Below are 25,856 nucleotides of genomic sequence, written 5' to 3'. Positions count from 1 at the left end.
TGAAATCAAGGCGAAGATATGAATATGGAAACGACCACCCAGGCAATCCGACCCGAGGCCGCCGCTTCCGATCCAGGCTCTGCTGAAACCGTGATTGAGGCCCGGAACCTGGATCTGACGTTTCAGACCAACGATGGCCCGGTGCACGCGCTGAAGGACATCAGTCTGGAGATCAACAGGGGCGATTTTGTCTCCTTCATCGGTCCCTCCGGCTGCGGCAAGACCACGTTTTTGCGCTGTATCGCGGCTCTGGAAACACCCACCGGCGGCAGCCTGTCCGTCAATGGCATGACCCCGGATGAGGCGCGCCGCAACCGCGCCTACGGCTATGTGTTCCAGGCCGCGGGGCTGTACCCGTGGCGAAGCATTGCCAAGAACATCAAGCTGCCGCTGGAGATCATGGGATACTCCAGGGCGGAGCAGGAAAAGCGCGTCAGCCAGGTCCTGGAACTTGTTGAATTGACAGGGTTTGGCGGCAAGTTCCCCTGGCAGCTGTCGGGCGGGATGCAGCAGCGGGCCAGCATCGCGCGGGCGCTGGCGTTTGATGCCGATATCCTGCTGATGGACGAACCTTTCGGCGCGCTGGATGAGATCGTGCGCGACCATCTGAACGAGCAGCTGCTGAAGCTGTGGGCCCGGACCAACAAGACCATTGGCTTTGTCACTCACTCAATCCCTGAAGCGGTGTATCTGTCGACCAAGATCGTGGTGATGTCGCCGCGGCCGGGCCGTATCCATGATGTGATTGATAGCACCCTGCCGAAAGAACGGCCTCTGGATATCCGTGACAGTCCGGAGTTCATCGAAATTGCGCATCGGGTGCGCGAAGGGCTGCGGGCGGGTCATGGCGATGACTGATATCAACCAGCAAAATACGACGACACCGGACATGCAGTCCCTGAACACCGCTTGTACATTGGCGGGCGTATCATTCGCGGCATCGGAAAATTCGAATTTTCCGGTCAATTTTCTGTGCAGAAAATTGGCGCGGCGCGGGGGCGGGTCATGAAAAGCCTTCTTGCTGTCCTCACCGTGCTCGCTGCCATCATCACCTTCTGGTACGCCGCTTGCGTCCCGATGAATATCAAAGGTGTGCTTGATCAGGCAGAGCGGGCAGGGGCCGTGGTCGCACCGGCTACCGCCAAGGAGCGCCGGTACATGAGTGAAATCGGGCTGGTGGCGAAGAACACATTTGCTATTGGCGAAACCTGGGTGCAGGAGCGCCCGCGCTTGCCGGCCCCGCATCAGGTGGCGGTGGAGCTGTGGCAGACCACGGTGGAGAAGAAGATCACCTCGAAACGCAGCCTTATCTATCATGCGCAGGTGACGCTGAGCGCCACGCTTCTGGGCTTTGCCATCGGCACTGGCCTTGGCATCCTGCTGGCGGTCGGCATCGTGCACAGCCGTGTCATGGATATGTCAGTAATGCCCTGGGCGATTGTCAGCCAGACCATTCCGATTATCGCGCTCGCACCGATGATCATCGTGGTGCTGTATTCCATCGGGGTGCAGGGGATTATCCCGAAGGCGGTTATCTCAGCCTACCTCAGCTTTTTCCCGGTTGTTGTCGGCATGGTGAAGGGCCTGCGCGCGCCGGATGCGATGCAGCTGGATCTGCTGAAGACTTACAATGCCAATACGAACCAGGGGTTTTGGAAGCTGCGGCTGCCGTCCTCGATGCCGTATCTGTTTGCCTCGCTGAAGATCGGCATAGCCGCCTCGCTGGTGGGGGCCATCGTGGGTGAGCTGCCGACCGGCGCGGTTGCGGGGCTTGGCGCGCGGCTGCTGGCCGGCAGCTATTACGGGCAGACCGTGCAGATCTGGTCGGCGCTGTTTGCGGCGGCGATCCTGGCGGCTTTACTGGTGGCATTGCTCGGGCTGATCGAGCGGCTGGTTCTGAAACGCATGGGGGTAAGCGCATGATCAAGCGATGGACAGAGGGCTCTGCCCTCGCCGCTGCGCGGCTCACCGGGGATATTTCAGGCCAGAAGAACGAGGGGAGGCTGTCATGGTGATGGTTGTTCTAGCCGTGCTGGTCTGGTGTTTGGGGTGGTGGCTGAACAGCCGTCTGGCAAACAGTCCGGCCGCGAAAACCCGTGCAGTGCAGCTGTTGGTGCCCGCAATCTTCGGCATCACCGTTCTGGTGGTCTGGGAGCTGCTGGTGCGCGGGCTGGCGGTGTCTTTGGTGATCCTGCCGGCTCCCTCCGTAATCGCGGTGCGCTTTGCTTCCAGCATCCCAATTCTGTGGGCGGATTTTGCCCAGACCATCCTGAAGGGCGCGCTTGGCGGTTACCTGATTGGCTGCGGCGCAGCGTTTCTGACCGCAACCCTGGTGGACCGCAGCGATTTTCTGCGGCGGGGTCTGCTGCCGGTGGGGAATTTCATCGCAGCACTGCCGATTGTCGGCACCGCACCGATCCTGGTGATGTGGTTCGGGTTCGACTGGCATTCCAAGGCTGCTGTTGTGGTAGTCATGGTGTTCTTTCCGATGCTGGTGAATACGGTGGCGGGCCTGCGCGAGACCTCCGCCATGCAGCGCGATTTGATGCAGACCTATGCGGCAACCTATTGGCAGGCCTTCTTCAAGCTGCGGCTGCCGGCGGCGCTGCCGTTTGTGTTCAACGGCCTCAAGATCTCCACCACCCTGGCGCTTATCGGTGCGATTGTGGCGGAGTTCTTTGGCTCGCCCACCGTCGGCATGGGCTTCCGCATCTCCACCAGTGTCGGCCAGCTGGCGCTGGATATGGTCTGGGCGGAGATCGTGGTGGCGGCGCTGGCGGGATCGGCCTTTTACGGGCTGGTGGCGCTGATCGAAAAAAGCTTCACCTTCTGGCACCCGTCGCAGCGGGGCTGAAGATTGGGCCGTCCCGCCAGATGCGGGGCGGTTTTTGCGGAAATCTTGCGCGGGGTGCCGTCAACGGCCGGCCTTATAAAGAAAAAACTTTGAACGAATGGTCAAACCCGGGCAAGCTTCACATCATAATCAACAGGGAGAACGAGACATGAAACATCTGATGACGGCGGCAGCGCTGGCACTGGGCGCTGCGGGGGCGGCGCAGGCGGCGGATGATGTGACGCTGCAGCTGAAATGGGTGACCCAGGCACAGTTCGCGGGTTATTACGTCGCCGCTGACAAGGGGTTCTATGAGGAAGAAGACCTGAATGTCACCATCCTGCCCGGCGGGCCGGATATTGCCCCGACCCAGGTGATTGCCGGCGGCGGTGCAGATGTGACGGTGGAATGGATGCCCGCGGCGCTGGCAGCACGGGAAAAAGGCCTGCCGCTGGTCAATATCGCCCAGCCGTTCAAGTCTTCCGGCATGATGCTGACCTGCTGGAAGGACACTGGAATCGCAGAGCCTGCCGATCTGGCCAACCGCACCCTGGGCGTGTGGTTCTTTGGCAATGAGTTCCCCTTCATGAGCTGGATGAGCCAGCTGGGTATCTCGACCGAAGGCAAGAGCGAGAGCGGTGTGGAAGTTCTGAAGCAGGGCTTCAACGTTGATCCGCTGCTGCAGCGTCAGGCCGACTGCATCTCGACAATGACCTATAATGAATACTGGCAGGTCATTGATGCCGGTGTTGGTGCCGACGAGCTGATCACGTTTAAATACGAAGACCAGGGTGTGGCGACGCTGGAAGACGGTCTGTATGTGCTGGAAGAAAACCTGAGCGATGAGGCCTTCACCGGCAAGATGGAGCGCTTTGTGCGCGCCTCGATGAAGGGCTGGAAATACGCTGAGGAGCACCCGGATGAGGCGGCAGAGATCGTGCTCGACAATGATGCCTCCGGCGCGCAGACCGAGACCCACCAGAAGCGGATGATGGGTGAAATTGCCAAACTGACTGCAGGCAGCAACGGCGCGCTGGATCCGGCGGATTATGAGCGGACAGTGTCAACGCTGATGGGCGGCGGCTCGGATCCGGTTATCACCAAGGCCCCGGAAGGCGCTTGGACCCATGCCATCACCGATGCAGCGCTGAACTAAGCAGGGCTTAGTCCTCGGAGATCCGCCGGTTCTGGACACCGGCGGATCTTCTGCGTGATTTCCGCGAAATATTGTTAAAAATTCAACAATTCGGCGGCAATTAAAAAATACACCCTTGAGGTGTGTAATTTTGTGTTAGCATTTCCTTATGGGAGAGATGCGTGCTCATATCCCTGATCGGCAAAGGCAATCCGGATATCCGCCGCAATACTTGTGCCTTTGCCCTCAGCCAGACGACACTGCGTGCCATGCACGGTACGCAGCGCACGGACGGCCTGCGTTGCTGGATGTCGCCAGCAGAAGTTGCGAACTGCCGCTGATGGACGTCTGTCAGGCAGCGCACCAGCGCAAGCAGGAGACCGGGCGGGCGCAGATGCTGCTGCTTTACGAGGTAGAACCGATGGGGCTGGAGGTGGCGGCGCCCCGGCAGGGCGACGTGATCCCGGTTTCGGTCTGCTGTCTCCAGCAGATCACCCACACCGATCTGCTGCACGCATTGGCCTGCGGTTTTGATGTCATTCACGTGCAGGCCTGCGCCAGCTCTGCCGGCAGGCTGCATCAGCAGCAGGAGGTGGAATTGATGCAGGTGCTGGGCGGGCTGGGCCGGATATTGCTGTTTGACGGGGCTGAGGCCTTGGCGCGGCGGCTGGAGACAGGCGTATTCCCGTTTCCTTCTGTCGCGCCGGACATATTGGCGGTCGGCAGCCGCAGGGACACCGCACGGGCCAGCGCCGCGGCGCTTCTGCCGGCCAGTGCGGACCATGTCGCCTTGCCGGAGCAGGCGCCATACGGTTCTGTCAGCTTGGATGAAGACCTGTGCAATCAGTGCAGCAGCTGTGTCTGGGTCTGCCCGTCGGATGCCTTGAGCCTGACGGAAGACGGCGGCGCGCTGAGCTTTGTGGAATCCTTGTGTTTTCAATGCGGCTTGTGCATTTCGATCTGTCCGCAGCGGGCGCTCAGCATGGAACCGGGGATGGATTTGTCCGCATCAGCCGTGCTGCCGCACCTGCTGGCGGGGCAAGATGCGAAAGATGCAGGCTCCCCTGGTTTGGTAGAGGAGATTGCCGTTCTGGGCAGCGCCAGTGCTGCAGTGCAGGCCTTGGGTCAAGCCCGGGGTTAGGCGGCCTGGCCAAAGACTGGGCCGTTCAGCTTTGCTCCAGAAAGCCGCCATACTGGCCGCGCTTGAAGATCAGCCCCTTGCCGGGGCGGGTGGTGACGCTGGCTACTTCGCCAATGATGATGGTGTGATCCCCCGCCAGATGGGCGGCAAAACGGCGGCAGTCAAACCGGGCAATCACCCCGTCCAGTGCCGGCGCCCCCTGATCGTTGGGCTGCCATGCCGCAGTGCTGAAGTCCTCGCCACGGGCCGCGAAATGCTTGGCCAGGCCCAGTTGATCCTCCGCCATAACGTGAATAGCAAAAGTCTCCGCCATGACAAAGGCATCATGGCGCAGCGAGGCCTTGGCGGGGCACCACAGCAAGAGCGGCGGATCCAGCGACACGGAAGTAAAACTGTTGACGGTAATGGCCAAGGGGCCGCGCGCTGTCATGGTGGTGACAACTGTCACCCCGGTGCCAAAGCAGCCGAGCGCATCGCGGTAGTCCCGGGCGGTCTCCGGCCCGGGGATAAAGCTGGTTTCGGCCATGTCGCGCGCCTTTTATCCGTTCCGGGCAGTGACCTGCCACGCATGGGCGTGATTGTCTACCTAGTTCATGTCGTCAATGAGGCGCCCGTGTTTGCGGGTCTCTTCCAGCACCGCGCCAAAGGTTCCGAGCCCGCGCGCCTCCAGCATCGGCAGCATCTTGCAGAACACCTCGGCCGTGGCGCGGGCGTCGCCCATCGCGCTGTGGCGCAAGGCGGCGGGGATGGTGACGTCCAGCCGTTCGCACAGCGCGTCCAGCGTGTGGTTCTGCGAGGCGCCGAACAGCACCGCGCTCAGCAGCACGGTGTCCAGAACCGGCTGATCCCAACTGACGCCAGTGCGTTTGGCGTGGCGGTGCAGAAAGGCCATGTCGAATGGCGCATTATGCGCCACGATCACAGCATCCGAGGCAAAGCTGTGAAAGGCGCGGGCAGATTCGGCAATGTCCGGCGCGCCCTGCACCATGGCGTCGCTGATGCCATGCACCCTGGTCGAGGCCGCCGGGATCGGCCGGCCCGGATCGACCAGGGTCTCAAAGGCCTCGCTGTCGATGATGCGGCCCCGTACCACCCGCAGCGCGCCGATCTGCACGATCTCGTCTTTATGCGGCAGCAGGCCGGTGGTCTCGGTGTCGAACACCGCATAGCTGAGATTGGCCAGCTTGCGGCTGTCCAGTTCCGCGTGATCCGTGTCCAGCAAGGCAAAGTCATAGACCAAGGGCCGGGAATCCTCCGGGGCAAGGCCCGCATGGCTGCCCTCGAACAGGATGATATAGCCCGGCGCGCCGCCCAAGGGTTTCAGCCGCAAATCAAATACCTGGCTGCCGCTGGCGCTTTTGACTTCGGCCTGAAGCTCCAGGCCGCTGCGCATCAGCCGGCCATAAGCGGCCTCCAGCCCGGTCAGGTCCAGGTAGTCCGACAAGGGCGCATTCAGCCGCGGCGGCGCCTCCTGCGCCAGCACCGCCGCGGCCTGACCGTCATAAAGCACGATCTGATGGGCGGGGCTGGCCATCACGGTGGCAATGGGAATGTCGGTCAGCAGGGCGGCGAGGCGGGTTTTCTCGGCTTCCAGATGCTCGGTCTCGCGGGCAATGGCCTCAGCTGCGGACAGGGCCGAGGCGCCCAGCTGCCCGGCCAGCCCCTCGGCTGCGGCGGCCAGATCGCCCAGATAGCGGGCGCCGTGGGTATCCAGTTCTTTTGACACGCCGGCATGGGCACGGGCGCGCATGCCGGCGGCCAGCCGCTCAATCGGTTTGGCGACGTTTTCGTCAAACAGCAGCCAGACCGCAGCGCAGAGACCGAGGATGGCAAAGCTGCTAAGCAGGCCGGAAAAGACAAAGGCGTCCGTCAGCTGAGACTGATCTGCCCGGTTGTAGCCAAGCCACAACGCGCCGCTGGTGACAAAAATGCCGCCAAGCGCCAGCAGGCAGAAGAACAGGAAAATCCGAAACCGCAGACTGAGGCGTGACAGCATCTCTACCCTCCGCAGGCGGTTGTCAGGACCGGATCGCTGCTGCCGCCGCCAACCCAGTCCAGGTTTTCAGGAAGACCGCCGGAAAACTCCGCGTCGCCTGCCGCCAGCGCCCGCCGCCCGCCGCCGCAGTCCAGCCAAACCGGCAGCTTGCTGACCGGCGCCCAGCGGCCAAAGAAATACAACTCGCCAAGATAGATCTGCGGATGATCCGCATGGGTTTTCATCGTTGCGGTATCCAGCGCGGCAAAGCGGTCGACGTAGGGCACGGCATAGGTCCAGGGCCGGTAAAAGCTTTGGTTCTCAACCGTTTCCGCCACGACCAGCCCGTCAGGCAGGGCCGCGGCCGTGCGCGGGTACCAGCCGTATTCCGAGGTGATGGTGGCCGCGATCATCGCCAGTCCCGCTGCCACCGGCGCCAGCCAGCGCGGCAGCCGCCCGCCCAGGAACTTTCCCAGCAGCATCACCACACCCGCGGCGGCAATACCCGCAAAAATCACCGCAATCAGTTCCAGAAACATCCTAACTCCTCCGGCATATGCCCGGCCGTTTTCATCTTTTCCAAAATACTCCCGCCGGAGGCTTCCCCGGCGGCAGCACGCGCAGGTGTCAGCTCAGCATTCCCTTGCCGTGCCCAACCGCCGATTGCATCGTCTTTACCACAACAAAGGCGTCACGCAGATGACTTCGCTCAAAATCCGACAGATCCGAGGGCGCCAGATAGTTGTCCGGCGGCTGGCTGCCGCGGATCTGTGCGGCTTGATGCTCCAGCCGGGTTTGCGCAATCAGGTCATAGGCGTCCAGCAGGTCCCGCGCGCCGGTATGGCTGAGGACGCCTGCCGCCTCAGCCGCCTCCAGCCGGGCGCGGGAATTGACTGCCGCCAGCTCTCCTTGCAGCGCGTAAACCCGGCCCAGATCCACCACCGGCACCACGCCGTTGTGCTTCATGTCCAGCGTGTTGCGGTGCTCGCCCGAGCGGATGGCGGCCAGCCCGCGCAGCAGGCCCAGGGGCGGCGTGTGCTTCAGGGAATTGGCGATCATATGCGCGGTGAAGATCGAATTGGCGCTGGCCGCCTTCAGGGTCTCCTGCTGCAGATCCGCAAACAGGGCGGCATCGCCGCCGATGGGGCGCAGATCGAACATCACCGAGGCCAGCATCTGCGCCTCGGGGCTGGGCTTGGCAATCCAGCTGCGGAAGTAGTTGCGCCAGACGTGCAGCGGCTGCCGCCAGCGCGCATTCGATGCCATCATGTCACCGGGGCAATAGACATAGCCGCAGGTGTTGAGACCGTCGCAGACAAACCGGGCCAGTGCTTCGAAATAGGCCTCATCGCCGGGCGTCAGATCGCCAGACAGGATCAGGCAATTGTCCTGATCCGACACGCCGGTCTGCTCGCGCCGGCCTTGCGAGCCGCAGGCCAGCCACAGGTAGGGCACCGGCGGGGCACCCAGCGTTTCCTCGGCCAGGGCCAGCAGGCGGCGGGTTACAGTGTCGGCAATGTCGGTGATCAGCCGGGTCACCACCTCATGCCGGTTGCCGCCGGCCACCAGTTGCACCAGCAGGCGGGGGATTTCGGCGGTGACCTTGGCCATCTCATCAGCCGACCCGGCGCGGGCGATGGCAGAGACCATCTCGCCGGAATTCACGGCCTGAAAACGGGTGAGGTCGGTTTGGGTGACGATGCCCGCGAGTTTTCCGGCCTCCACCACCGGGATGTGGCCGATGCCGTGTTCCATCATCATGTGCAGCACGTCGGAGCCGATAGCGGAAGGGGCGAGCGTCAGCGGGTCCGGTGTCATTACGGTGCTGACCGGAGTGGAGATGGGCTTGCCGGCAGCGAGAATTTTTCCGGTCAGGTCGCGGGTCGTGAGAATGCCTTGCAGCGTATCCCCGTCGGTTACGCAGACGGAGGAAATACGGCGGTCACGCATCAGCTGCGCCGCGCTTTGGCAGGTGAGGCCGCTGGAGCAGGTGACGGGATCACGGGCCATGATGGTTTCGACCCGCGTCGTGGCGAGGCTGCTGGTCTCGCGGCTGCCGGGGCGGCGGCGGTCGAAGAATTTTGCGACTTGCGGCTGGCTGGCCATCAGGGCGTGGAACGCCGCCTTGGGCAGCAGCAGCAGCAGCGTGTCTGCGGTGGCTTGGGCTGATGTCACCGCCCGGCCGCTGCGGGTCAGGCCGCGCTCGCCGAATGAATTGCGGGGACCAAGGATCGAGACAGGGATGCCGTTCTCATCCGTCACTTCAACTTCACCGGTATGGACCAGGTAAAGCCCCTGCAGATCCTCGTCCAGCGCATAGACGGGATCACCGGCGGCGGCCTCGATCTGCTGGAACCTGGCGGCCAGATCCTGCAGCAGCGTGGGTTCCAGGCTGTCATAGGGGTGGACCGACGTCAGAAAGCGGAGCAAGGCGGCGTCTGATAAGGGCATGGGCATACCTGCATGAAATCAGGGAAAAAATGGCCCCGCCAGTAAAAACCGGACGGGACCATGAGGAAAAAGGCGGGCCGCAACAGGAGGGCAGCCCGCCCAGGGGAGGTTCAGTGGTCCTGCGCAACTCCGGCACCGCGGGGGATGCGGACGCTTTCCACCAGCTCTTCGATCTCGGCGGGGATGGCCGCGGTCGATTTTGAGACGATGAAGGCGACTGCGAAGTTCACCATCGCGCCAACCGCACCGAAGGAGGTGGATTTGATGGTGCCCAGCAGCGGGTCTGCGTCAGTAAAGGAGTTGGTGTCCGGGATGAACAGCCAGCCCTTGTGCAGGAAGATGTAGACCAGGGTCACACCCAGACCTGCCAGCATGCCGGCCACGGCGCCCTTGTTGTTCACCTTGGTGAAGATGCCCATCATCAGCGCCGGGAAGATCGAGGCGGCTGCGAGGCCAAAGGCCAGCGCCACGGTCTGCGCGGCAAAGCCCGGCGGGTTCAGACCCAGGTAGGTTGCCACCGCGATGGCCACACCCATGGCGATACGGGCCGACAGCAGCTCGCCCTTTTCCGAGATCTGCGGGTTGATCGAGCCTTTGATCAGGTCGTGCGACACAGCCGAGGAGATCGCCAGCAGCAGGCCTGCGGCGGTGGACAGCGCAGCCGCAAGACCGCCGGCAGCAACCAGACCGATCACCCAGCTGGGCAGGTTGGCGATTTCCGGGTTGGCCAGAACCAGGATGTCACGGTTGAACTTGGTCAGCTCATTGCCGGCCCAGCCATTGGCAGCCGCGGTTTCCTGCAGCGCTTCGGACTTGTCGTTGTAGTACTGGATCGCGCCGTCGCCGTTCTTGTCTTCCCAAGCCAAGAGGCCGGTTTTCTGCCAAGTGGCCATCCAGTCGTACTGCGGATCGTTCTCGATCTGCTGCACGGTCACGGCACCGCCTTCGATGCCGCCATTGGGCCACATCATTTCGGTGATGTTGAGGCGGGCCATGGCGCCAACAGCCGGGGCAGTCAGGTACAGCAGCGCGATGAACACCAGCGCCCAGCCGGCCGACCAGCGGGCATCAGCCACTTTGGGCACGGTGAAGAAGCGCATGATCACGTGGGGCAGGCCCGCGGTACCGATCATCAGCGACAGGGTAAACAGCACCATGTTGAAGGTGTCGGAATGATGGGCGGTGTATTCATTAAAGCCCAGTTCGCGGACGATGGCGTCCAGCTTGGCCAGCAGCGGCTCTCCGCTTGCAGCATGGTCGCCGAACAGGCCCAGCGCCGGGACCGGGTTGCCGGTCAGCTGCAGCGAGATGAAGATCGCCGGGATGGTATAGGCCATGATCAGCACGCAGTATTGCGCCACCTGGGTGTAGGTCACACCTTTCATGCCGCCGAACACCGCATAGGCGAACACAACACAGGCACCGATCAGCAAGCCGGTGGTGTTGGAGACCTCCAGGAAGCGGCCAAAGGCCACGCCCACGCCGGTCATCTGGCCGATCACGTAGGTAGTCGAGGCGACGATCAGGCAGATCACAGCCACGATACGCGCGGTCGGCGAATAGAACCGGTCGCCGATGAACTCGGACACGGTGAACTTGCCGAACTTGCGCAGGTAGGGCGCCAAGAGCAGCGCCAGCAGCACATAGCCGCCGGTCCAGCCCATCAGGAAGGTGGAGTTGTCATAGCCGGTGAAAGCAATGAGGCCCGCCATCGAGATGAAGGAGGCCGCCGACATCCAGTCAGCCGCGGTGGCCATGCCGTTGGTGACGGGGTGAACACCCCGGCCGGCGGCATAGAATTCAGATGTGGAGCCCGCGCGGGCCCAGATCGCGATGCCGATGTAAAGCGCGAAGGACGCGCCCACAAACAGCAGGTTGATGGTAAACTGGTCCATCTTATTCTTCCTCCACGCCGTATTCGCGGTCCAGTTTGTTCATCCGGAACGCGTAGAAAAAGATCAGCCCCAGGAACACCAGGATCGAGCCTTGCTGGGCGAACCAGAAGCCAAGATCGGCACCGCCGACGCTGATGCCCGACAGGGCAGGGCGCAGCAGGATGCCGAAGCCGAATGAAACAACAGCCCAGATCACCAGGCTGACAAGAATGATGCGCACGTTCGCCGCCCAATAGCCTTTATCGGCCTCGGCGGTTCTTGCCGCATTTGTGGTTTGGTCCGCCATGGCGGCTCCTCCTTCTTCCTCCTGAGCTGCTGTGCGCACGCGGCGCCGGGCAGACTCTCTCCGTTTGCCTGCGGCCGTGTTCACGGCGTGCAGGCATGACTCCTCTGGTCCGCCAAGGCGGTGCCTTCGGGTATTCCAATGTCAGGGGACGGGGTCCTGCCGGATCAGGGCAGGCCCCGTTTCTTGGTTATTGGCTGGTGGCCGTGGTCACGATGGCCGCCATATCCTGGGCGATGCCGTCGATATCGCCCATGGCATTTGTTGTCTGCAGCACGTTCTTGCCGCCGTAATAGCCGATCAGCGGCGCGGTCTGTGCGTGATAGGCTTCCAGTCGGCTGGCAACGGTCTCGGCGTTGTCGTCGGCGCGGCGTTTCATTTCTGTGCTGCCGCATTTGTCGCATTTGCCGGCTTGCGCAGGCTGCTTGAAGCTGTCGTGGTAGCCCTCGCCGCAGCCGCCGCAGGTGTAGCGGCCCGAGATTCGTGTCACCATCGCGGCGTCGTCCACTTCAAGGCTGATCGCGGCGTTGATCTTCTGCTGGGTTTCCGCCAGCAGCTCGTCCAATGCGGCGGCCTGCACGGTGGTGCGGGGGAAGCCGTCGAGGATCACGCCTTTGGTGCAATCGGGCTCGGTCAGACGGTCGCGCAGGATGTTGATCACAATGTCGTCGCTGACCAGCTGGCCTGCTTCCATCACGGCCTTGGCCGCAAGGCCGGCGGGCGTGCCCGCGGCAACCGCCTCGCGCAGCAGGTCGCCGGTCGAGAGCTGCACATAGCCGAATTTTTCTTCCAGCATCCGCGCTTGAGTGCCCTTGCCGGCCCCCGGAGGGCCCAGCAGGATCAGAACGGCGGGACGGGTCAATACTGCCATATTCATCGGTCAATCACCCTTTGTTTGCACGGTTTGCGATCAGGTCCTCGACCACCGACGGGTCGGCCAGGGTCGAAGTGTCGCCCAAGCTGCCAAAGTCGTTCTCGGCGATCTTGCGCAGGATTCGGCGCATGATCTTGCCGGAGCGGGTTTTCGGCAGGCCCGGCGCCCATTGAATGACGTCCGGGGAGGCAATCGGGCCGATCTCGGTGCGGACCCAGGTGCGCAGCTCCTTCAGCAGCTCGTCCGAGGGCTCGCGGTCGTTCATCAGGGTCACATAGCAATAGATGCCTTGGCCCTTGATCTCATGCGGGTAGCCCACCACAGCGGCCTCGGCCACGGCGGCGTGGGCCACCAGGGCGCTTTCGACCTCAGCCGTGCCCATGCGGTGGCCGGAGACGTTGATCACGTCATCGACGCGGCCGGTGATCCAGTAATCGCCGTCCTCGTCACGGCGGCAGCCGTCGCCGGTGAAGTAGTAGCCCTTGTAGTCGGAGAAATAGGTTTTCTCGAAGCGTTCATGGTCGCCCCAGACGGTGCGCATCTGGCCCGGCCAGCTGTCCTTGATGCAGAGCACGCCTTCGACGCCGTTGCCGTCGATCTCAACTCCGCTTGCCGGGTCCAGAACCACCGGCTGGATGCCGAAGAAGGGTTTCATCGCCGCGCCCGGCTTCATCGCGTGGGCGCCCGGCAGCGGGGTCATCAAATGGCCGCCGGTCTCAGTCTGCCACCAGGTGTCGACGATCGGGCATTTGCCGCCGCCGACAACCTCGTTGTACCAGTTCCAGGCCTCGGGGTTGATCGGCTCGCCCACGGTGCCCAGCACCTTGAGATCGCTCAGATCGCATTTTTCAACCCATTCGTTGCCTTGGCCCATCAGCGCGCGCAGCGCGGTGGGGGCGGTGTAGAACTGGTTCACCTTGTGCTTTTCGCAGACCTGCCAGAAGCGGCTGGCATCGGGGTAGGTCGGCACGCCTTCGAACATCAGGGTGGTGGCGCCATTGGCCAGCGGGCCATAGACGATATAGCTGTGGCCAGTGACCCAGCCCACATCCGCGGTGCACCAGTAGATGTCGCCATCGTGGTAATCGAATGTGATTTCATGGGTCATCGCGGCATAGGCCAGATAGCCGCCGGAGGTATGCACAACACCCTTGGGCTGGCCGGTGGAGCCGGAGGTGTAGAGGATGAACAGCGGATCCTCGGCGTTCATCTCTGCGGGCGCGCAATTGTCATCCGCTTCCAGCGCCATCTCGTTGTAGTCAAAGTCGCGCCCGTCGACCCAGGTGGTCTGGCCGCCGGTGCGTTTGACCACCAGGCATTTCACCGTGTCCTTGGTGTGCAGGAGGGCGGCGTCGGCGTTGGATTTCAGCGCTGTCTTGCGGCCGCCGCGCGGGGCCTCGTCGGCGGTGATCACAACCTTGGCGTCGCAGCCGTTGATCCGGGCCGCAAGCGCGTCGGGGGAGAAGCCGGCAAATACGATCGAATGAATGGCGCCGATGCGGGCGCAGGCCAGCATCGCATAGGCTGCTTCGGGGATCATCGGCAGGTAGATCACCACCCGGTCGCCCTTGCGCACACCCATCGATTCCAGGATGTTCGCCATCCGGCAGGTGCGGCGGTGCAGCTCCTTGTAGGTGATGTGCTGGGCGTCTTCTTCCGGGCTGTCCGGCTCCCAGATGATTGCGGTCTGATCGCCGCGGGTGTTCAGATGGCGGTCGATGCAGTTGGCGGAGACGTTCAGGGTGCCGTCGCCGTACCAGTTGATCGAGACATTGCCGAAGCTGTAGTTCACGTCCTTCACTTCGGTGAAGGGCTTGATCCAGTCGATGCGCTTGCCTTGTTCGCCCCAGAACCCTTCAGGGTCGGTCAGCGAGGCGTCATACATTTCCTGATACTTCGCGGCAGTCACATGCGCGCGGGCAACGGTTTCGTCGGACGGCGGATAGACAGCGTCTGCGTGCAGCGCGTTCATTCGGTTTCCTCCCAGAAATTTTATTGGCAAGACAAACGACAACGCTGTGCCGTGGCTGTCAAACCGTTTCCTCCTGGGCATCGATAATACCGCGGATTGAAAATTTGTGAATAAAACGCAGATATCAAAGAGTTTATCTGTAAACGAATTTCAGAATTTCTGGCCTCGGTGTAAATCAATTCGCATGCCAGCGCATACCACCTCATGTTTTAATAGGCTTTTCTGTAAATTCCGCCAGCGGCCGTTTGCTGCTTCAATCGCCGTTATGGGCTTGGGAGCGGCTTACTGCCGCAGCTGCCGGCGGCTTTGCACCTGCGGCATATTGTGCCGGCAATACTGGAAACTGCCGTTTCACCCCGCTGCGAGTCGCCACGTCATCTTTCCCGCCGGGGGCTTGGCAGGGGAGCTGTGTGCCGCTAGCCTGACGGGCAAGCGCACCGCGCCGGCCCGGTGCCGGGTTAAAAAGGAGCGCAATTCGGGAGAGTTACATCATGAACAGATTTCTGACGGCCGCTGTGGCGGCAACTGCTGGTTTTGCATTGGCAGGCGAGGCTGCGGCCACCGAGTGGAACGTGTCCCTGTGGGGCAAGCGCCGCGCCTTTACCGAACATGTGGAAAAACTGGCCGAACTGGTATCTGAAAAGACCGGCGGCGAGTTCACCCTGAATATCAGCTATGGCGGGCTTTCGAAGAACAAGGAGAACCTTGACGGGATCTCTATCGGTGCGTTTGAGATGGCGCAGTTCTGTGCCGGCTACCACCGTGACAAAAACCCCTCGATCACCGTGCTGGAGCTGCCGTTCCTGGGGGTGAACACGCTGGACGAAGAAGTGGCCGTGGCCAATGCGGTTTATGCCCACCCGGCGGTGCAGGCGGATCTGGCACGCTGGAATGCCAAGCTGCTGATGACCTCGCCGATGCCGCAGTACAACATTGTCGGCACCGGTGAGCCGCGCGATGAGCTGGCAGAGTTCAAGGACATGCGGGTGCGCGCCACCGGCGGCATCGGCAAGGCGTTTTCGGCCGTTGGCGCGGTGCCGACCTCGGTCACCGCAACCGAAGCCTATAACGCAATGGAATCCGGCGTTGTCGACACCGTCGCCTTTGCGCAGCATGCGCATCTGGCATTCGGCACCATCAACCGAGCCGACTGGTGGACCGCGAACCTGAACCCGGGCACCGTGAACTGCCCGGTGGTGGTGAACACCGACGCCTATGATGCTCTCAGCGATGCCGAGCGCGACGCACTCGACGGCTCGATCGAAGAGGCGATCGGCCACTATTTGGCCAACTACGGCGCGCTGTTGGAGAAATGGGACGGGGTGCTGGCCGAGAAAGGTGTCGAGAAGGTCACTATCTCTGACGACCAGCTGGCCGAGTTCCGCAAAGTGGCTGCTGACCCGATCCGCGCCCAATGGATCGAAGACATGACCGCCCAGGGCCTGCCCGCACAAGAGCTGTATGATCTGGTGCAGAAGACCCTCAGCGATCACCGCTCAGGCAGCTGAGCCTGACGCAACACAAAAGGGGCCGGGCAGATCACGTCCGGCCCCTTTTGCCTTTGATGACACGAAAAGACGGGGGCGGGCATGGCAGGCAGCGCAGCAGTTCTGGAGGATGGCAGCCTGATCAGCAGGCTGGACCAGCGGTTATTGAAAGCGGAGCGCCTGCTGGCGCTTTTGAGCGGCATCGCGGTGTTCTCATTGATGATCCTGGCGGTGGTCTCGGTCGGGGGGCGCAATGCGATGAATGCGCCGCTGCCCGGTTATGTCGACTGGATCGAGCAGATCATGCCGCTGATTGCCTTCATGGGCATCGCTTATGTGCAGCGTGACGGCGGCCACATCCGCATGGACATCGTTGTTGGCGCCCTCAGGGGCCGTGCCATGTGGCTGTTTGAGCTGATCTCGGTGCTGCTGATCCTGCTGCTGATCCTGGCCTTGGTCTGGGGCAGCTGGTCGCATTTCCTGCGCTCGTTCGATTTCGCCGCCCCTTGGTGGAGCCGGGACAGCTCCATCGACATAGGCATTCCAATCTGGCCTGCGAAACTGCTGGCGCCGGTGGCCTTTGCGGTTCTGGGGCTGCGGCTGATACTGCAGATCTGGGGATATGGCCGCGCACTTGTGCTGGGGCTGGAGACACCAGTGGCGGTGCCGCTGGTGCTAAGCGCGGCAGAACAGGCAGCGGCAGAGGCCGATCAGCTGGCCGGCCATGACGCAAATGGCAGCGGGCAGGGGTAAGGCAAATGGAACCGATTGAAATCGGCCTGTGGGTTACGGGTGGCCTGCTGGCGATGGTCATCGTTGGAATGCGGGTGGCCTTCGCCGCCGGCCTGGCGGGCCTCATCGGCCTGGTTTGGATCTTCTGGGCCAAGTTCGGCTATGACCCGGCGCGGTTCGGCAAGGCGCTGACCGTCTCGGTCAAAATCGCAGGCCAGGTGCCGCACTCCAAAGTGTCGTCACAAGCACTGAGCCTGATCCCGACCTTCATCCTGATCGGCTATCTGGCCTATTACGCAGGGCTGACGCGCGCCTTGTTCGAGGCCGCCAAGCGCTGGATCGCCTGGCTGCCGGGCGGGCTGGCGGTCTCCACTGTCTTTGCCACCGCGGGGTTTGCTGCGGTGTCGGGGGCGAGCGTGGCGACCTCTGCCGTGTTTGCCCGCATCGCCATTCCGGAGATGCTGAAGATCGGCTACAACAAGCAGTTCGCCGCAGGTGTTGTGGCCGCCGGCGGCACACTGGCTTCGCTGATCCCGCCCTCGGCAATCCTGGTGATCTATGCCATCATCGTCGAACAAGACGTGGGCAAGCTGTTGCTGGCAGGCTTCATCCCCGGCGCCTTTTCTGCCGTGATTTATGGCCTGCTGATTGTCGGCATCGCTGTGATCTTCAAATCCGTCGGCCCGCCTGTCAGAGGCTTCACATGGGGCCAGCGCTTTGCAGCGCTTCCCGGTGCCTTGCCGATCATCTTTGTGGTCGTGATCATCATCTGCTTTGTTTACAACCCCTTTGGCGGCGACGCCTGGGGCACGCCCACCGAAGGCGGCGCGCTGGGGGCCTTTGTGGTGTTCTGCATGGCCGTGTTCAAAGGCATGAAATGGGCTGAGCTTAAATCAGCACTTCTGGAAACGGCCAAGCTGACAGTGATGATCTTCACCATCATCTGGGGCGTGCTGATCTATGTGCGTTTTCTGGGGTTTGCAGACTTGCCGGGAGCGTTTTCCGACTGGATCACCGCGCTGGAAATGAGCCCGATGGTGATCCTGATCTGCATCCTGCTGGCCTATGCGGTGCTGGGCATGTTCATGGATGCGATCGGGATGCTGCTGCTGACCCTGCCGGTGGTCTACCCGGCGGTGATGGCGCTGAACGGCGGCGAGAGCGTGGCGGCCGCCGACAGTGCATTCGGCATGAGCGGCACCATGTGCGCGATCTGGTTCGGCATTCTGGTGGTGAAAATGGCCGAGTTCTGCCTCATTACTCCTCCTATCGGTTTGAACTGCTTTGTAGTTGCGGGCGTGCGTGATGACCTGAGCGTGCAGGATGTATTTAAGGGCGTGACGCCGTTTTTCATTGCCGACGCCGTGACGATTGCACTGCTGGTCGCCTTCCCGGGGATTGTGCTCTACCTCCCGTCCTTGGCGGGGTAGAGAAGGGCACTCAGGCCTCACCAAAGCGGATCGGCCTGGCAGACGGCGGCGCAGGGCCTATATGGCGCGGCATGACTGATTTCGCCCCCTTGCACCAGGCCGCACGCCTTTCTGCGGGGGCCATGATGGATTTGTGCGAATGAGCGTAGTGTATTGAATTTGCGTTATTTTTCAGTTCAGAATTTTGCGTGTAGCACATACGTAGCAACTGTCCCCACCTGATCGCGAAGCCGGGCCTCATTTGTTCGAGGATGCAACATTTCTGTTTGCTCTCCAAATGAATGTGCCGGGACCGCGCGACATATCCTGGCCATTCTGCTGATATCTCACACGATCTTGGCCAGGAGGACATTTGCGTCGCGGATGGCGGCCGGTTTGTCATCCAGTGCGATCTTGGCGGCTTTGAATTGTTTCCAGCGGTAAGCCAAGTTCACATACTCGATGACTTTTTGATCCTGCTCCCAATCCACATCTTGCGAATTTGCTCTCCCATGAGCTCGATCAGATCTTGGTCGATGCCCACGAGGCCCTTAGCCCGACAGTATGGCAAAGACCTCGACATTGTTGCCACTGACCAGCGCAGGAGCCGTCGCATTGCCCGATCCAATGGTGATCTTGGTGCTTGAATATCGCTCGGTGATGAAGGCCTTGGCATGGAGGCCACGAGCGGTAATCGGGCCGTCCTCCTCGCCTTCATCGCCGTCCTCTGTCTCGGCCATCTCGTCGAGCACAGCGACCTGATCGAACCGCGCGAGGGTTTCGGGTTGCAGGAAGGCCAGTCCCTCAGCCCGGCTCAGAAGGCAGGCTTTGGCGGGGGCGATCCCACGCGAGAGCGTCACAAGCGCCTCGTCAGTCACGAAGGGAGAAATGATGCCGAGTGTTCCGCCGATCCGGGGGCGCCAGACATCATCCGTCAGCCCATTGACCGCGAAGCTGATGCTGCGAATGTGTTCGGGCTTGTCCCACTCTGCGCGGGTCAAGTCACCGGCAAGAGAGGTGACCATGTCTTTCACATGGTCGCTGCCAGCGAGTGCGCTCAGGCAGCGCGGGGGAGGTCCGGACGATCTGCCGTCCGCAGCAGAACATCCTGGAAGGCCTCGGCGAGCAGGCAGAGGTCTCCGACATAAGGTGCCGCTGGATCGAGGTCTGCAAAATGGGCCGACTCTGGTCGGCTGAAGTCGTGCACATGCTCGAGGGAGAGCAACTCGTGCAAGCGCACCAGGCCTTGTTGCAGACGGCGGGTGACACGCTCCATTTTGCGATTCATGGGGTGGCTGTTACGACATCCCACCATTTACAGCCTTCATACTTATCACCACGCTGCTTTATCTGCGTGTAGTGCTTCAAGCATTGCCACGATTGATGGCCTGAAATTTGAGCGACCTGAGGGATGGTCAGCCCCATTTCGAACAAGCGGGAAATTCCCTCATGGCGAAGATCGTGGAAATGCAGATCTTCGATCCCGAGCAGTTTACAGGCATCGGTGAACCGACGGCTGACAACATCACTGTTGTAGGGGAAGATCCGGTCGTCAGTGCGAGGCATGGACTCGATGATTGCCCGGGCTTCTTCCTGAATGGTGTTTGACGTCAGCGCTTATGCGACCATTTAGGGCAATTTGATAAGAGAGTGTTTCTGGCTCATCGTAACCACTAAGGAGTGGACGATGAGGAAGACAACGAAGAACCCTGGCGAGAAGATCGTCAAAGACATTAAGCGCGCCACGCGCAAACAGTATTCATCCGAAGAGAAGGTCAGGATCGTGCTGGATGGGCTAGGAGGCGAGGACAGCATTGCAGAGCTTTGCCGTCGTGAAGGTATATCGCAGGGTATCTACTACAAATGGTCGAAGGACTTCATGGAAGCGGGTTTGATTGGGTTTAGATCCCAAACCGGGGGTGATCGGGCTGAATGGGGGGAAACCGACGGGGTAGGGTAGTGACCGATCGGTGCAGTACGTGATTTGGGGTGCTGGAACTCGGGCAGGGAAAAGTGCTACACGGCGCCGTCGGTGCTGCATTCTGTAGCACTGCACTCTAAAACGGGGCTAAATCGGGCCGAAACGGGGAAAACGCGCAAAATGGCGAATCCAGAAAACCGAGAAATATCAGGATTTTCCGACGTTCGGCGTGCTGCACGCCTCTCCGTTGCACCCATGATGGACTGGACGACGTCCGATTGCCGGTATCTGCACCGGCTCTTGAGCCGGGAGACGTTGCTGTACACCGAAATGGTGACCGCGCCTGCACTGGTGCGGGGCGGGGCACTGCATTTACTGGACTTCAATGCCGAGGAACACCCCGTGGCGCTGCAACTGGGCGGTTCTGACCCGGTTGAGCTGGCAGAGGCTGCAAAGCTGGGAGCTGATGCAGGCTATGACGAGATCAACCTCAACTGCGGCTGCCCCAGTGACCGCGTGCAATCCGGCGCCTTTGGCGCAGTTCTGATGCAGACGCCGGAGCTGGTAGCGGACTGCGTCGCAGCCATGCGTGAAGCCGTGAAGGCCGAGGTCACCGTCAAATGCCGTATCGGCGTTGATGAGCAGGAGCCGCAACAGGTGCTGCCGGACTTTCTGGACAAGATCCGCGCGGCGGGCTGCCGGCGGGTGACAATCCATGCCCGGAAGGCCTGGCTGCAGGGGCTTAGTCCGAAAGAGAACCGGGACATTCCTCCGCTCGATTACGAGTTAGTGCACCAGATGAAGGCTGCCTTTCCGGATCTGCATGTCTCGATCAACGGCGGTATCGCCACGCTGACCGAAGCCAAACTGCATCTGGATTGCGGTCTGGACGGGGTGATGGTGGGCCGTGCGGCCTATCACCAGCCGGCCGAGGTTCTCTGCGGCGCTGACCCGGAGATTTACGGAACGGGTTCCGTGAGCGATCCTGCTGAGGCGGTGCGGCAGATGCTGCCCTACATCGAGGCTCGGCTTTCCGATGGCGCCAAGTTGAATCAGATCACCCGGCATATGCTGGGTCTGTTTGCCGGCCGCCCAGGCGCGCGGCAGTGGCGGCGGATGCTGTCCGAGGGTGCCTGCCGTGCCGGGGCCGGGCCGGAACTGGTGGAGCAGGCGCTGGCGCAGATGGCGGACCGCGCGGCGGCGTGACGCGGCGGCGCGCGGGCTATTGCCTTGTGCAAGCGGTTTGCTGCGGCTAACCCTTTGCCGGTGAAGCCCAGCCTGAGGTGCCCTGCATGACTGATCCTGCCGTGACCGCCGCATTGTGGCCGGAGCCTGCGCTGCTGATGCAGATGGCGGGGCTGCTGCTGGTGATCGGCGCATTTGCCGGGGTGTTGGCGGGGCTTCTGGGGGTTGGCGGCGGTATCGTGCTGGTACCGGCCTTCTTCTATGCTTTTCAAACGCTTGGATATGGCGGCGATCAGCTGATGCAGATGTGCCTCGCGACCTCACTGGCGACCATCATCGTGACCTCTTTGCGCTCCGTCCTGAGCCACAACAAGAAGGGTGCGGTGGATTGGGAGATCCTGCGCGGCTGGGGGATTGGCATTGCTTTGGGGGCAGTGGTTGGCGTGCTGGCAGCCTCGGCGCTGCGCTCCACCGTGCTGCAGGGCGTGTTTGGCGGACTGGCGCTGGTGATCGGCTGCTACCTGGGGCTGGGGCGTGCGGACTGGCGGCTGGGCGAAGCCATGCCCAAGGGCGTCCGGCGGCTGGTGCTGTCGCCTGCGGTGGGGGTTCTGTCAGTGCTGATGGGCATCGGCGGCGGCAGCTTCGGAGTGCCTTTGATGACTTTGCACGGGGTGGCTGTTCACCGGGCGGTGGCGACCGCTGCGGGCTTTGGCGTGATCATCGCGGTGCCGTCGGTGGCGGGGTTCCTGCTGTTGGATTTGGACCCGGCCACGCGGCCTCCGTTCACGATCGGGGCGGTTAACCTGGTGGCATTCTTCATTGTGATTGCAATGACGTTGATCACTGCGCCATGGGGGGTGAAACTGGCCCATGCGATGGACCCCAAACCGTTGAAACGGGTGTTCGGAGCGTTCTTGGTGCTTGTGGCATTGAATATGCTGCGTAAGGCTTTCGGGTTTTAAGAGGGACACCATGCAGGTGCAATTCGAGCAGTTTCAGGATAAAGGCTGGGTGCGCTTTGGCCATGACCCGCAGGTGGCCGAATGGGCTGCAGATGCCTTGCAGCACGGTATCAGGGCGTTGGACGATCCGGCTTGCGCCGAGTGGTTTCAATGCGAGCGGACCTGGTTCATCGGCGTTGATGCACTGCCGAATGATGCGGATGGGCGCTTGCCCGATGGGCCGGCGCTGGCTGGTCTGCCGGTGGAATTCATCACGCAGAACCTAGGCCCCACTCCGGATTTGCACCGGGCACAGGTGTCCTCGGTCTTTCCCGGCTATCCGCGGCCCCGGCCGGGCGAGGGCGAGGCCGCCTTCCGCTACCGCGTTAAACGCGATGCGGCGCATGTGGACGGGGTGAAAATGTATGGCGAGCACCGCCGCCGCAAGGTGGAGGAGCCCCATGCCTGGGTGCTGGGGATCCCGCTGAATGACAGCAGTCCCGACGCCTCGCCCTTGGTGATCTGGGAGGGCAGCCACAGGATCATGCGCCGTGCCTTTGCCGCCGCCTTCGAGGGCGTATCGCCCGCGGACTGGGCGGATGTGGATGTGACCGACGCCTATACGGCTGCGCGTGCCGAAGTGTTCGAGACCTGCCCGCGGATCACGGTGCACGCCAAGCCCGGCGAGTCCTATCTGATGCACCGGCTGTGCCTGCACGGGGTCGCGCCCTGGAGCGAGGGGGCCTCCGCACCGGAAGAAGGCCGCATGATCGCCTATTTCCGCCCGGAGCTGGCGGATTGGACCAAAGGCTGGCTGGCGGAGGGGTAACTAAAACCTGCCTTGCACCGTCCGGATTTCAGACCTCATGGGAGTAAACGTTGAAAAAGGTGATCATTGAGCTCGAGCAAGACGAATGGCACGAGTATTCAGCAGAAAGCATTTGGGTTTCCCCGGTTTCTGAGGGGATGTACAGAATTGAAAATATTCCCTTCTTGGCGAAGGGGCTGAGTTTTCATGATGTTATTTCCGTAAAGGACATAGACGGACAACTATTCTTTGATGAGCGTATCGTGCGCGCAAATCACTCAACTTACCGGATAATACCGGAGAAGGATTGTTCTCAAGAAACACTGAGCCAGTGCTTAAGCGCATTCAACGCAGCTGGTTGTTGTTACGAACACGGCGATTTCGGGTTTGATCTTTATGCTCTGGACATTCCTGAAGATGTCGACGTGCATAAGGTGTATGCGTTGCTAAAAGCAGGCGAGCAAGAAGAAGTTTGGGACTTCGAAGAAGGTGATTTTTCTCACGTGGGTTAGCCTATTGAACGTTTCCGCGCTTCGTAACCCCTCCCGGAACAAGCCGGAGGCGCCGGGCGAGCGCCTGCCCGTCCCGGCGGGCTGGCGCTTTGGTGACGTCTGCGAAACATCGCGGCCTAGGATGTGATTGGCAGAGATAAACTGCTTGTTCCAAACCGTTGAGGCGCCACCCCACGGGCAGGCGCTCGCCCTTTGTGGATAGGTCAGCTCTTCTACCCCAATGTTTCGCGCGCGAAACATTGGGTCAGTGCTTATTCCGCATGATTTACAGAGCCTTACCTCTCCGCGCGCCGCGTTAGTTGCGTTTTAACCTTGCGCCACGTCCGCCGCGGCGCTTGACCAATTTGCTGGCGCGCTCGGGCAGGTCGTTCATAATGCCCGCGCGGTCCTCGTTGGTCATTTTCGACCAGTCGCGGATCTCGTCAATTGTGCGGTAGCAGCCGGTGCAGATCCGTGATTCCGGATGGACGACGCAGATCTTGATGCAGGGGCTTTGAATCTCGTCCCGTTTCCATACGTCGTCAGTCATCATTCATCCGTTCTTCAAATGCCGCATCCGGTCCAATGCGCCTTGCAAGATATAGGAGGCCGCGACGTGGTCGATAACCTCTGCGCGGCGTTTGCGTGTCGTATCTGCTTCAAGAAGCGCTTTTTCTGCCGCTACGGTGCTGAGGCGCTCGTCCCAGAAGCCGATCGGCAGATCGGTGAGCTGCATCAGGTTGCGGGCAAAAGCGCGGGTGGACTGGCAGCGCGGGCCTTCGCTTCCGTCCATGTTGCGGGGGAGGCCCAGGAGGATGCCGTTGATCTCGCGTGCCTGGATAATCTCCAAGAGGCGGGCGGCGTCCAGCGTGAACTTCTTGCGCTTCACAGTTTCCAGCGGTGTGGCCACGGCGCCGATGCGGTCGGAGACGGCGACACCGATGGTCTTGGTGCCGAGGTCCAGCCCCATCAGCGCGTTCATCGGCGGCAGGGCGGCGGCGAAATCTTCGAAGACGTCGTGGATCATTGGGCTATCCCTGCCTGCGCGGCGATGGTTTCCAGCAGGGCCAAGGCCTCCTGGTCGGCAGCAAAAGCGTCGCGCGCCTCGCCATAGATGGTGCGGGCGCGGCCGGTTTCGCCCAGAACCGACAGGGCGCCGATCAGGCGGGCCCATTCCTCGGCGCTGCCGCCTTCGGTCGCCAGCCGGTCCGACAGGCGCGAAACCATGCCGCGGATCATCTCCTGCTGCTCTTCAGCGGAAAGCTCGCTGGCGCCGGCCATGTCTTCGGCGCTGGGGCCGGGCAGGGCGGGGGCGGTGCCGCCGCCGGGCGAGATGGGCCGGTATTCGACACCGGCGCGAAAGGCCATTTCTTCGATCTGGCCCTGGATGCCCTTGACCCAAGGCGCATCCGCCGGGCCGTCCCGCAGGGTTGCGGCCCATTCGCGGTAGGCGAGGTCCGGGCGGCCGATCTGGCCCAGCATCAGGCCCCAGTAATAGCGGGCTGGCCCGTGGCTGGGGTCAATTGCGCGGGCTTTTTGCAGGTCGGTCTGCGCCTCGGGCGAGACATAGCCGCCGGCCGCCATGATCTTCAGCTCGGCCAGTTCGGTGAAGTCGCGGGCGTTGACCTGACCTTCTGCCAGCCGGATGTAGCTGGTTTTGGCCGCATAGGCGGCTTGGAAATTACCGAGGTTCGCCTCGTGCTGGGCCAGCAGGGCCTGGCCCTGAGCGTCGTCCGCACGTTCACCAGCCGTCTTGCGCAGCTGCTCCACCAGTTCGGCATAGCCTTCCTCGACCTGCGGTTTTGGCAGGACGGGCACTTCGGCCTCGGCCTCCGCCTGCGAGGGGCGGTTTTCGGCGCGTTCACCGGCCAGCTGGATACGGTCCTTCAGGCCCAGGTCGCCATACCCGGGCGCGCCCAGCTGCCAGTAGATCCCCAGCGTGCCGCCGGTGATCAGCAGCGCTGTGGCTATGCCAAAGGCAAGCGACAGGGTCCGGGGCTGCGAGCGGCCCGACTGCGCCTGTTGCAGCTGGGTGTCAGCGGCCAGGATGCGGCGGGAGATTTCGGTGCGGATCCGGTCGGCGTCGCCGGCGTTGATGACGCCGCGGGCCAGATCCTTGTCCACCTCGCGCAGTTGCTGGCGGTAGACGCGCAGATCGTAGGCCGCGGCGGGTTCACCCGCAGTGCGGGCGCGAATGAGGATCATTGCCAGCAGAAAAGCTGCCGAGAACGCGATAAGGGCGGTGACTGTCCAGAAAATCATGCCGTCTCCGTGGTTTGGTTTTCATCTATATCCGGGGACCGGCGAACAAAAGGGCCAAACT

The 25,856-nt window shown here is 62.0% G+C and carries 29 protein-coding genes and 1 pseudogene; 15 read left to right on the top strand and 15 right to left on the bottom strand.

The window, feature by feature from the left end:
• The first annotated feature begins 18 nt into the window (after window positions 1–18).
• From A2I95_RS01730 to A2I95_RS01705, 6 genes are all read left to right on the top strand, one after another.
• The gene (locus tag A2I95_RS01730) at window positions 19–858 is read left to right on the top strand and encodes an ABC transporter ATP-binding protein (RefSeq protein ID WP_291727168.1); all 840 of its coding nucleotides are present in this window, start codon (window positions 19–21) and stop codon (window positions 856–858) included.
• Between the two features lie 147 nt (window positions 859–1,005).
• Window positions 1,006–1,923 carry an ABC transporter permease gene (locus tag A2I95_RS01725; protein ID WP_291727166.1) on the top strand — a complete coding sequence of 306 codons (918 nt, stop codon included), beginning with the start codon at window positions 1,006–1,008 and terminating at the stop codon, window positions 1,921–1,923.
• Window positions 1,924–2,008: 85 nt separating this feature from the next.
• Window positions 2,009–2,854, top strand: coding sequence for an ABC transporter permease (locus A2I95_RS01720; protein WP_291727164.1), 846 nt, complete (start codon window positions 2,009–2,011; stop codon window positions 2,852–2,854).
• 148 nt (window positions 2,855–3,002) lie between these two features.
• The gene (locus A2I95_RS01715; RefSeq protein WP_291727162.1) at window positions 3,003–3,989 is read left to right on the top strand and encodes an ABC transporter substrate-binding protein; all 987 of its coding nucleotides are present in this window, start codon (window positions 3,003–3,005) and stop codon (window positions 3,987–3,989) included.
• 161 nt (window positions 3,990–4,150) lie between these two features.
• Entirely contained in the window at window positions 4,151–4,309 is a 159-nt protein-coding gene (locus A2I95_RS01710; RefSeq protein WP_291727161.1) for a hypothetical protein, read from the top strand.
• Window positions 4,309–5,109, top strand: a complete 801-nt coding sequence (locus A2I95_RS01705) for an ATP-binding protein (protein WP_291727159.1) — start codon at window positions 4,309–4,311, stop codon at window positions 5,107–5,109. The genes A2I95_RS01710 and A2I95_RS01705 overlap by 1 nt, the downstream gene beginning before the upstream one ends.
• A gap of 25 nt (window positions 5,110–5,134) precedes the next feature.
• Here the strand turns inward: A2I95_RS01705 and A2I95_RS01700 are convergent, their stop codons facing one another.
• From A2I95_RS01700 to acs, 8 genes are all read right to left on the bottom strand, one after another.
• Complete coding sequence (locus A2I95_RS01700; protein ID WP_291727157.1) at window positions 5,135–5,635, bottom strand: flavin reductase family protein; 501 nt, start codon at window positions 5,633–5,635, stop codon at window positions 5,135–5,137.
• Window positions 5,636–5,695: 60 nt separating this feature from the next.
• Window positions 5,696–7,105 (bottom strand): 3'-5' exonuclease, encoded by a 1,410-nt coding sequence (locus A2I95_RS01695; RefSeq protein ID WP_291727155.1) that lies wholly within the window; start codon window positions 7,103–7,105, stop codon window positions 5,696–5,698.
• A gap of 2 nt (window positions 7,106–7,107) precedes the next feature.
• Window positions 7,108–7,623 carry a hypothetical protein gene (locus A2I95_RS01690; RefSeq protein WP_291727153.1) on the bottom strand — a complete coding sequence of 172 codons (516 nt, stop codon included), beginning with the start codon at window positions 7,621–7,623 and terminating at the stop codon, window positions 7,108–7,110.
• Window positions 7,624–7,711: 88 nt separating this feature from the next.
• On the bottom strand, window positions 7,712–9,535 hold the full coding sequence (locus A2I95_RS01685) for a DUF294 nucleotidyltransferase-like domain-containing protein (protein WP_291727151.1): 1,824 nt from the start codon (window positions 9,533–9,535) through the stop codon (window positions 7,712–7,714).
• 110 nt (window positions 9,536–9,645) lie between these two features.
• Window positions 9,646–11,430 (bottom strand): sodium:solute symporter family protein, encoded by a 1,785-nt coding sequence (locus tag A2I95_RS01680; RefSeq protein ID WP_291727150.1) that lies wholly within the window; start codon window positions 11,428–11,430, stop codon window positions 9,646–9,648.
• A 1-nt stretch (window position 11,431) separates the two neighbouring features.
• A complete protein-coding gene (locus A2I95_RS01675) occupies window positions 11,432–11,716 on the bottom strand; it encodes a DUF4212 domain-containing protein (RefSeq protein WP_291727148.1) in 285 nt (94 codons plus the stop codon).
• A gap of 187 nt (window positions 11,717–11,903) precedes the next feature.
• The gene (locus A2I95_RS01670) at window positions 11,904–12,590 is read right to left on the bottom strand and encodes an adenylate kinase (RefSeq protein WP_291727146.1); all 687 of its coding nucleotides are present in this window, start codon (window positions 12,588–12,590) and stop codon (window positions 11,904–11,906) included.
• A gap of 7 nt (window positions 12,591–12,597) precedes the next feature.
• The gene (acs, locus tag A2I95_RS01665; protein ID WP_291727144.1) at window positions 12,598–14,559 is read right to left on the bottom strand and encodes an acetate--CoA ligase; all 1,962 of its coding nucleotides are present in this window, start codon (window positions 14,557–14,559) and stop codon (window positions 12,598–12,600) included.
• A 491-nt stretch (window positions 14,560–15,050) separates the two neighbouring features.
• Here acs and A2I95_RS01660 point away from each other — a divergent pair, with 491 nt between their 5' ends.
• The 3 genes from A2I95_RS01660 to A2I95_RS01650 all read left to right on the top strand — a co-directional run bounded on the left by A2I95_RS01660 (window position 15,051) and on the right by A2I95_RS01650 (window position 18,208).
• Complete coding sequence (locus A2I95_RS01660; RefSeq protein WP_291727142.1) at window positions 15,051–16,067, top strand: C4-dicarboxylate TRAP transporter substrate-binding protein; 1,017 nt, start codon at window positions 15,051–15,053, stop codon at window positions 16,065–16,067.
• A gap of 81 nt (window positions 16,068–16,148) precedes the next feature.
• Complete coding sequence (locus A2I95_RS01655) at window positions 16,149–16,799, top strand: TRAP transporter small permease subunit (protein WP_291727140.1); 651 nt, start codon at window positions 16,149–16,151, stop codon at window positions 16,797–16,799.
• Between the two features lie 5 nt (window positions 16,800–16,804).
• Window positions 16,805–18,208, top strand: coding sequence for a TRAP transporter large permease (locus tag A2I95_RS01650; RefSeq protein WP_291727138.1), 1,404 nt, complete (start codon window positions 16,805–16,807; stop codon window positions 18,206–18,208).
• Between the two features lie 326 nt (window positions 18,209–18,534).
• Here A2I95_RS01650 and A2I95_RS01645 read toward each other — a convergent pair whose 3' ends face one another.
• Genes A2I95_RS01645 through A2I95_RS01630 form a run of 4 tightly spaced genes read right to left on the bottom strand, consistent with a single transcriptional unit; the run spans window position 18,535 to window position 19,678 of the window.
• Window positions 18,535–18,678, bottom strand: coding sequence for a hypothetical protein (locus tag A2I95_RS01645; protein WP_291727136.1), 144 nt, complete (start codon window positions 18,676–18,678; stop codon window positions 18,535–18,537).
• Between the two features lie 60 nt (window positions 18,679–18,738).
• Window positions 18,739–19,221 (bottom strand): phospholipase D family protein, encoded by a 483-nt coding sequence (locus A2I95_RS01640; protein WP_291727134.1) that lies wholly within the window; start codon window positions 19,219–19,221, stop codon window positions 18,739–18,741.
• Between the two features lie 23 nt (window positions 19,222–19,244).
• The gene (locus A2I95_RS01635) at window positions 19,245–19,463 is read right to left on the bottom strand and encodes a hypothetical protein (protein ID WP_291727132.1); all 219 of its coding nucleotides are present in this window, start codon (window positions 19,461–19,463) and stop codon (window positions 19,245–19,247) included.
• An 8-nt stretch (window positions 19,464–19,471) separates the two neighbouring features.
• Window positions 19,472–19,678, bottom strand: coding sequence for a tyrosine-type recombinase/integrase (locus A2I95_RS01630; protein ID WP_291727469.1), 207 nt, complete (start codon window positions 19,676–19,678; stop codon window positions 19,472–19,474).
• Here A2I95_RS01630 and A2I95_RS01625 point away from each other — a divergent pair.
• The 6 genes and pseudogenes from A2I95_RS01625 (at window position 19,637) to A2I95_RS01600 (ending at window position 23,554) form a co-directional block, all read left to right on the top strand.
• Window positions 19,637–19,795, top strand: coding sequence for a hypothetical protein (locus A2I95_RS01625; protein ID WP_291727483.1), 159 nt, complete (start codon window positions 19,637–19,639; stop codon window positions 19,793–19,795). The genes A2I95_RS01630 and A2I95_RS01625 overlap by 42 nt on opposite strands.
• Before the next feature lie 79 nt (window positions 19,796–19,874).
• Window positions 19,875–20,078 (top strand): annotated as a pseudogene (locus A2I95_RS01620) (transposase); the annotation flags it as partial.
• 210 nt (window positions 20,079–20,288) lie between these two features.
• Window positions 20,289–21,314, top strand: a complete 1,026-nt coding sequence (gene dusA, locus A2I95_RS01615; protein ID WP_291727130.1) for a tRNA dihydrouridine(20/20a) synthase DusA — start codon at window positions 20,289–20,291, stop codon at window positions 21,312–21,314.
• Window positions 21,315–21,400: 86 nt separating this feature from the next.
• Window positions 21,401–22,255, top strand: coding sequence for a sulfite exporter TauE/SafE family protein (locus A2I95_RS01610; protein ID WP_291727128.1), 855 nt, complete (start codon window positions 21,401–21,403; stop codon window positions 22,253–22,255).
• Between the two features lie 10 nt (window positions 22,256–22,265).
• The gene (locus A2I95_RS01605; protein ID WP_291727126.1) at window positions 22,266–23,063 is read left to right on the top strand and encodes a hypothetical protein; all 798 of its coding nucleotides are present in this window, start codon (window positions 22,266–22,268) and stop codon (window positions 23,061–23,063) included.
• A gap of 59 nt (window positions 23,064–23,122) precedes the next feature.
• Window positions 23,123–23,554 (top strand): DUF4265 domain-containing protein, encoded by a 432-nt coding sequence (locus tag A2I95_RS01600; RefSeq protein WP_291727467.1) that lies wholly within the window; start codon window positions 23,123–23,125, stop codon window positions 23,552–23,554.
• A gap of 295 nt (window positions 23,555–23,849) precedes the next feature.
• Here A2I95_RS01600 and A2I95_RS01595 read toward each other — a convergent pair whose 3' ends face one another.
• The 3 genes from A2I95_RS01595 to ccmI are packed head-to-tail and all read right to left on the bottom strand — an operon-like array spanning window position 23,850 to window position 25,795.
• On the bottom strand, window positions 23,850–24,083 hold the full coding sequence (locus A2I95_RS01595) for a DUF1289 domain-containing protein (protein WP_291727465.1): 234 nt from the start codon (window positions 24,081–24,083) through the stop codon (window positions 23,850–23,852).
• 3 nt (window positions 24,084–24,086) lie between these two features.
• Window positions 24,087–24,560 (bottom strand): Holliday junction resolvase RuvX, encoded by a 474-nt coding sequence (gene ruvX, locus A2I95_RS01590; RefSeq protein WP_291727124.1) that lies wholly within the window; start codon window positions 24,558–24,560, stop codon window positions 24,087–24,089.
• Entirely contained in the window at window positions 24,557–25,795 is a 1,239-nt protein-coding gene (gene ccmI / locus A2I95_RS01585; protein WP_291727122.1) for a c-type cytochrome biogenesis protein CcmI, read from the bottom strand. Before ccmI ends, ruvX begins: the two co-directional genes overlap by 4 nt.
• Between the last annotated feature and the right edge of the window lie 61 nt (window positions 25,796–25,856).

It is taken from the genome of Leisingera sp. F5, from assembly GCF_001593695.1.
The sequence above is the reverse complement of the archived record's forward strand: the minus strand, read 5'-3'. Positions and strand labels throughout refer to the sequence as shown.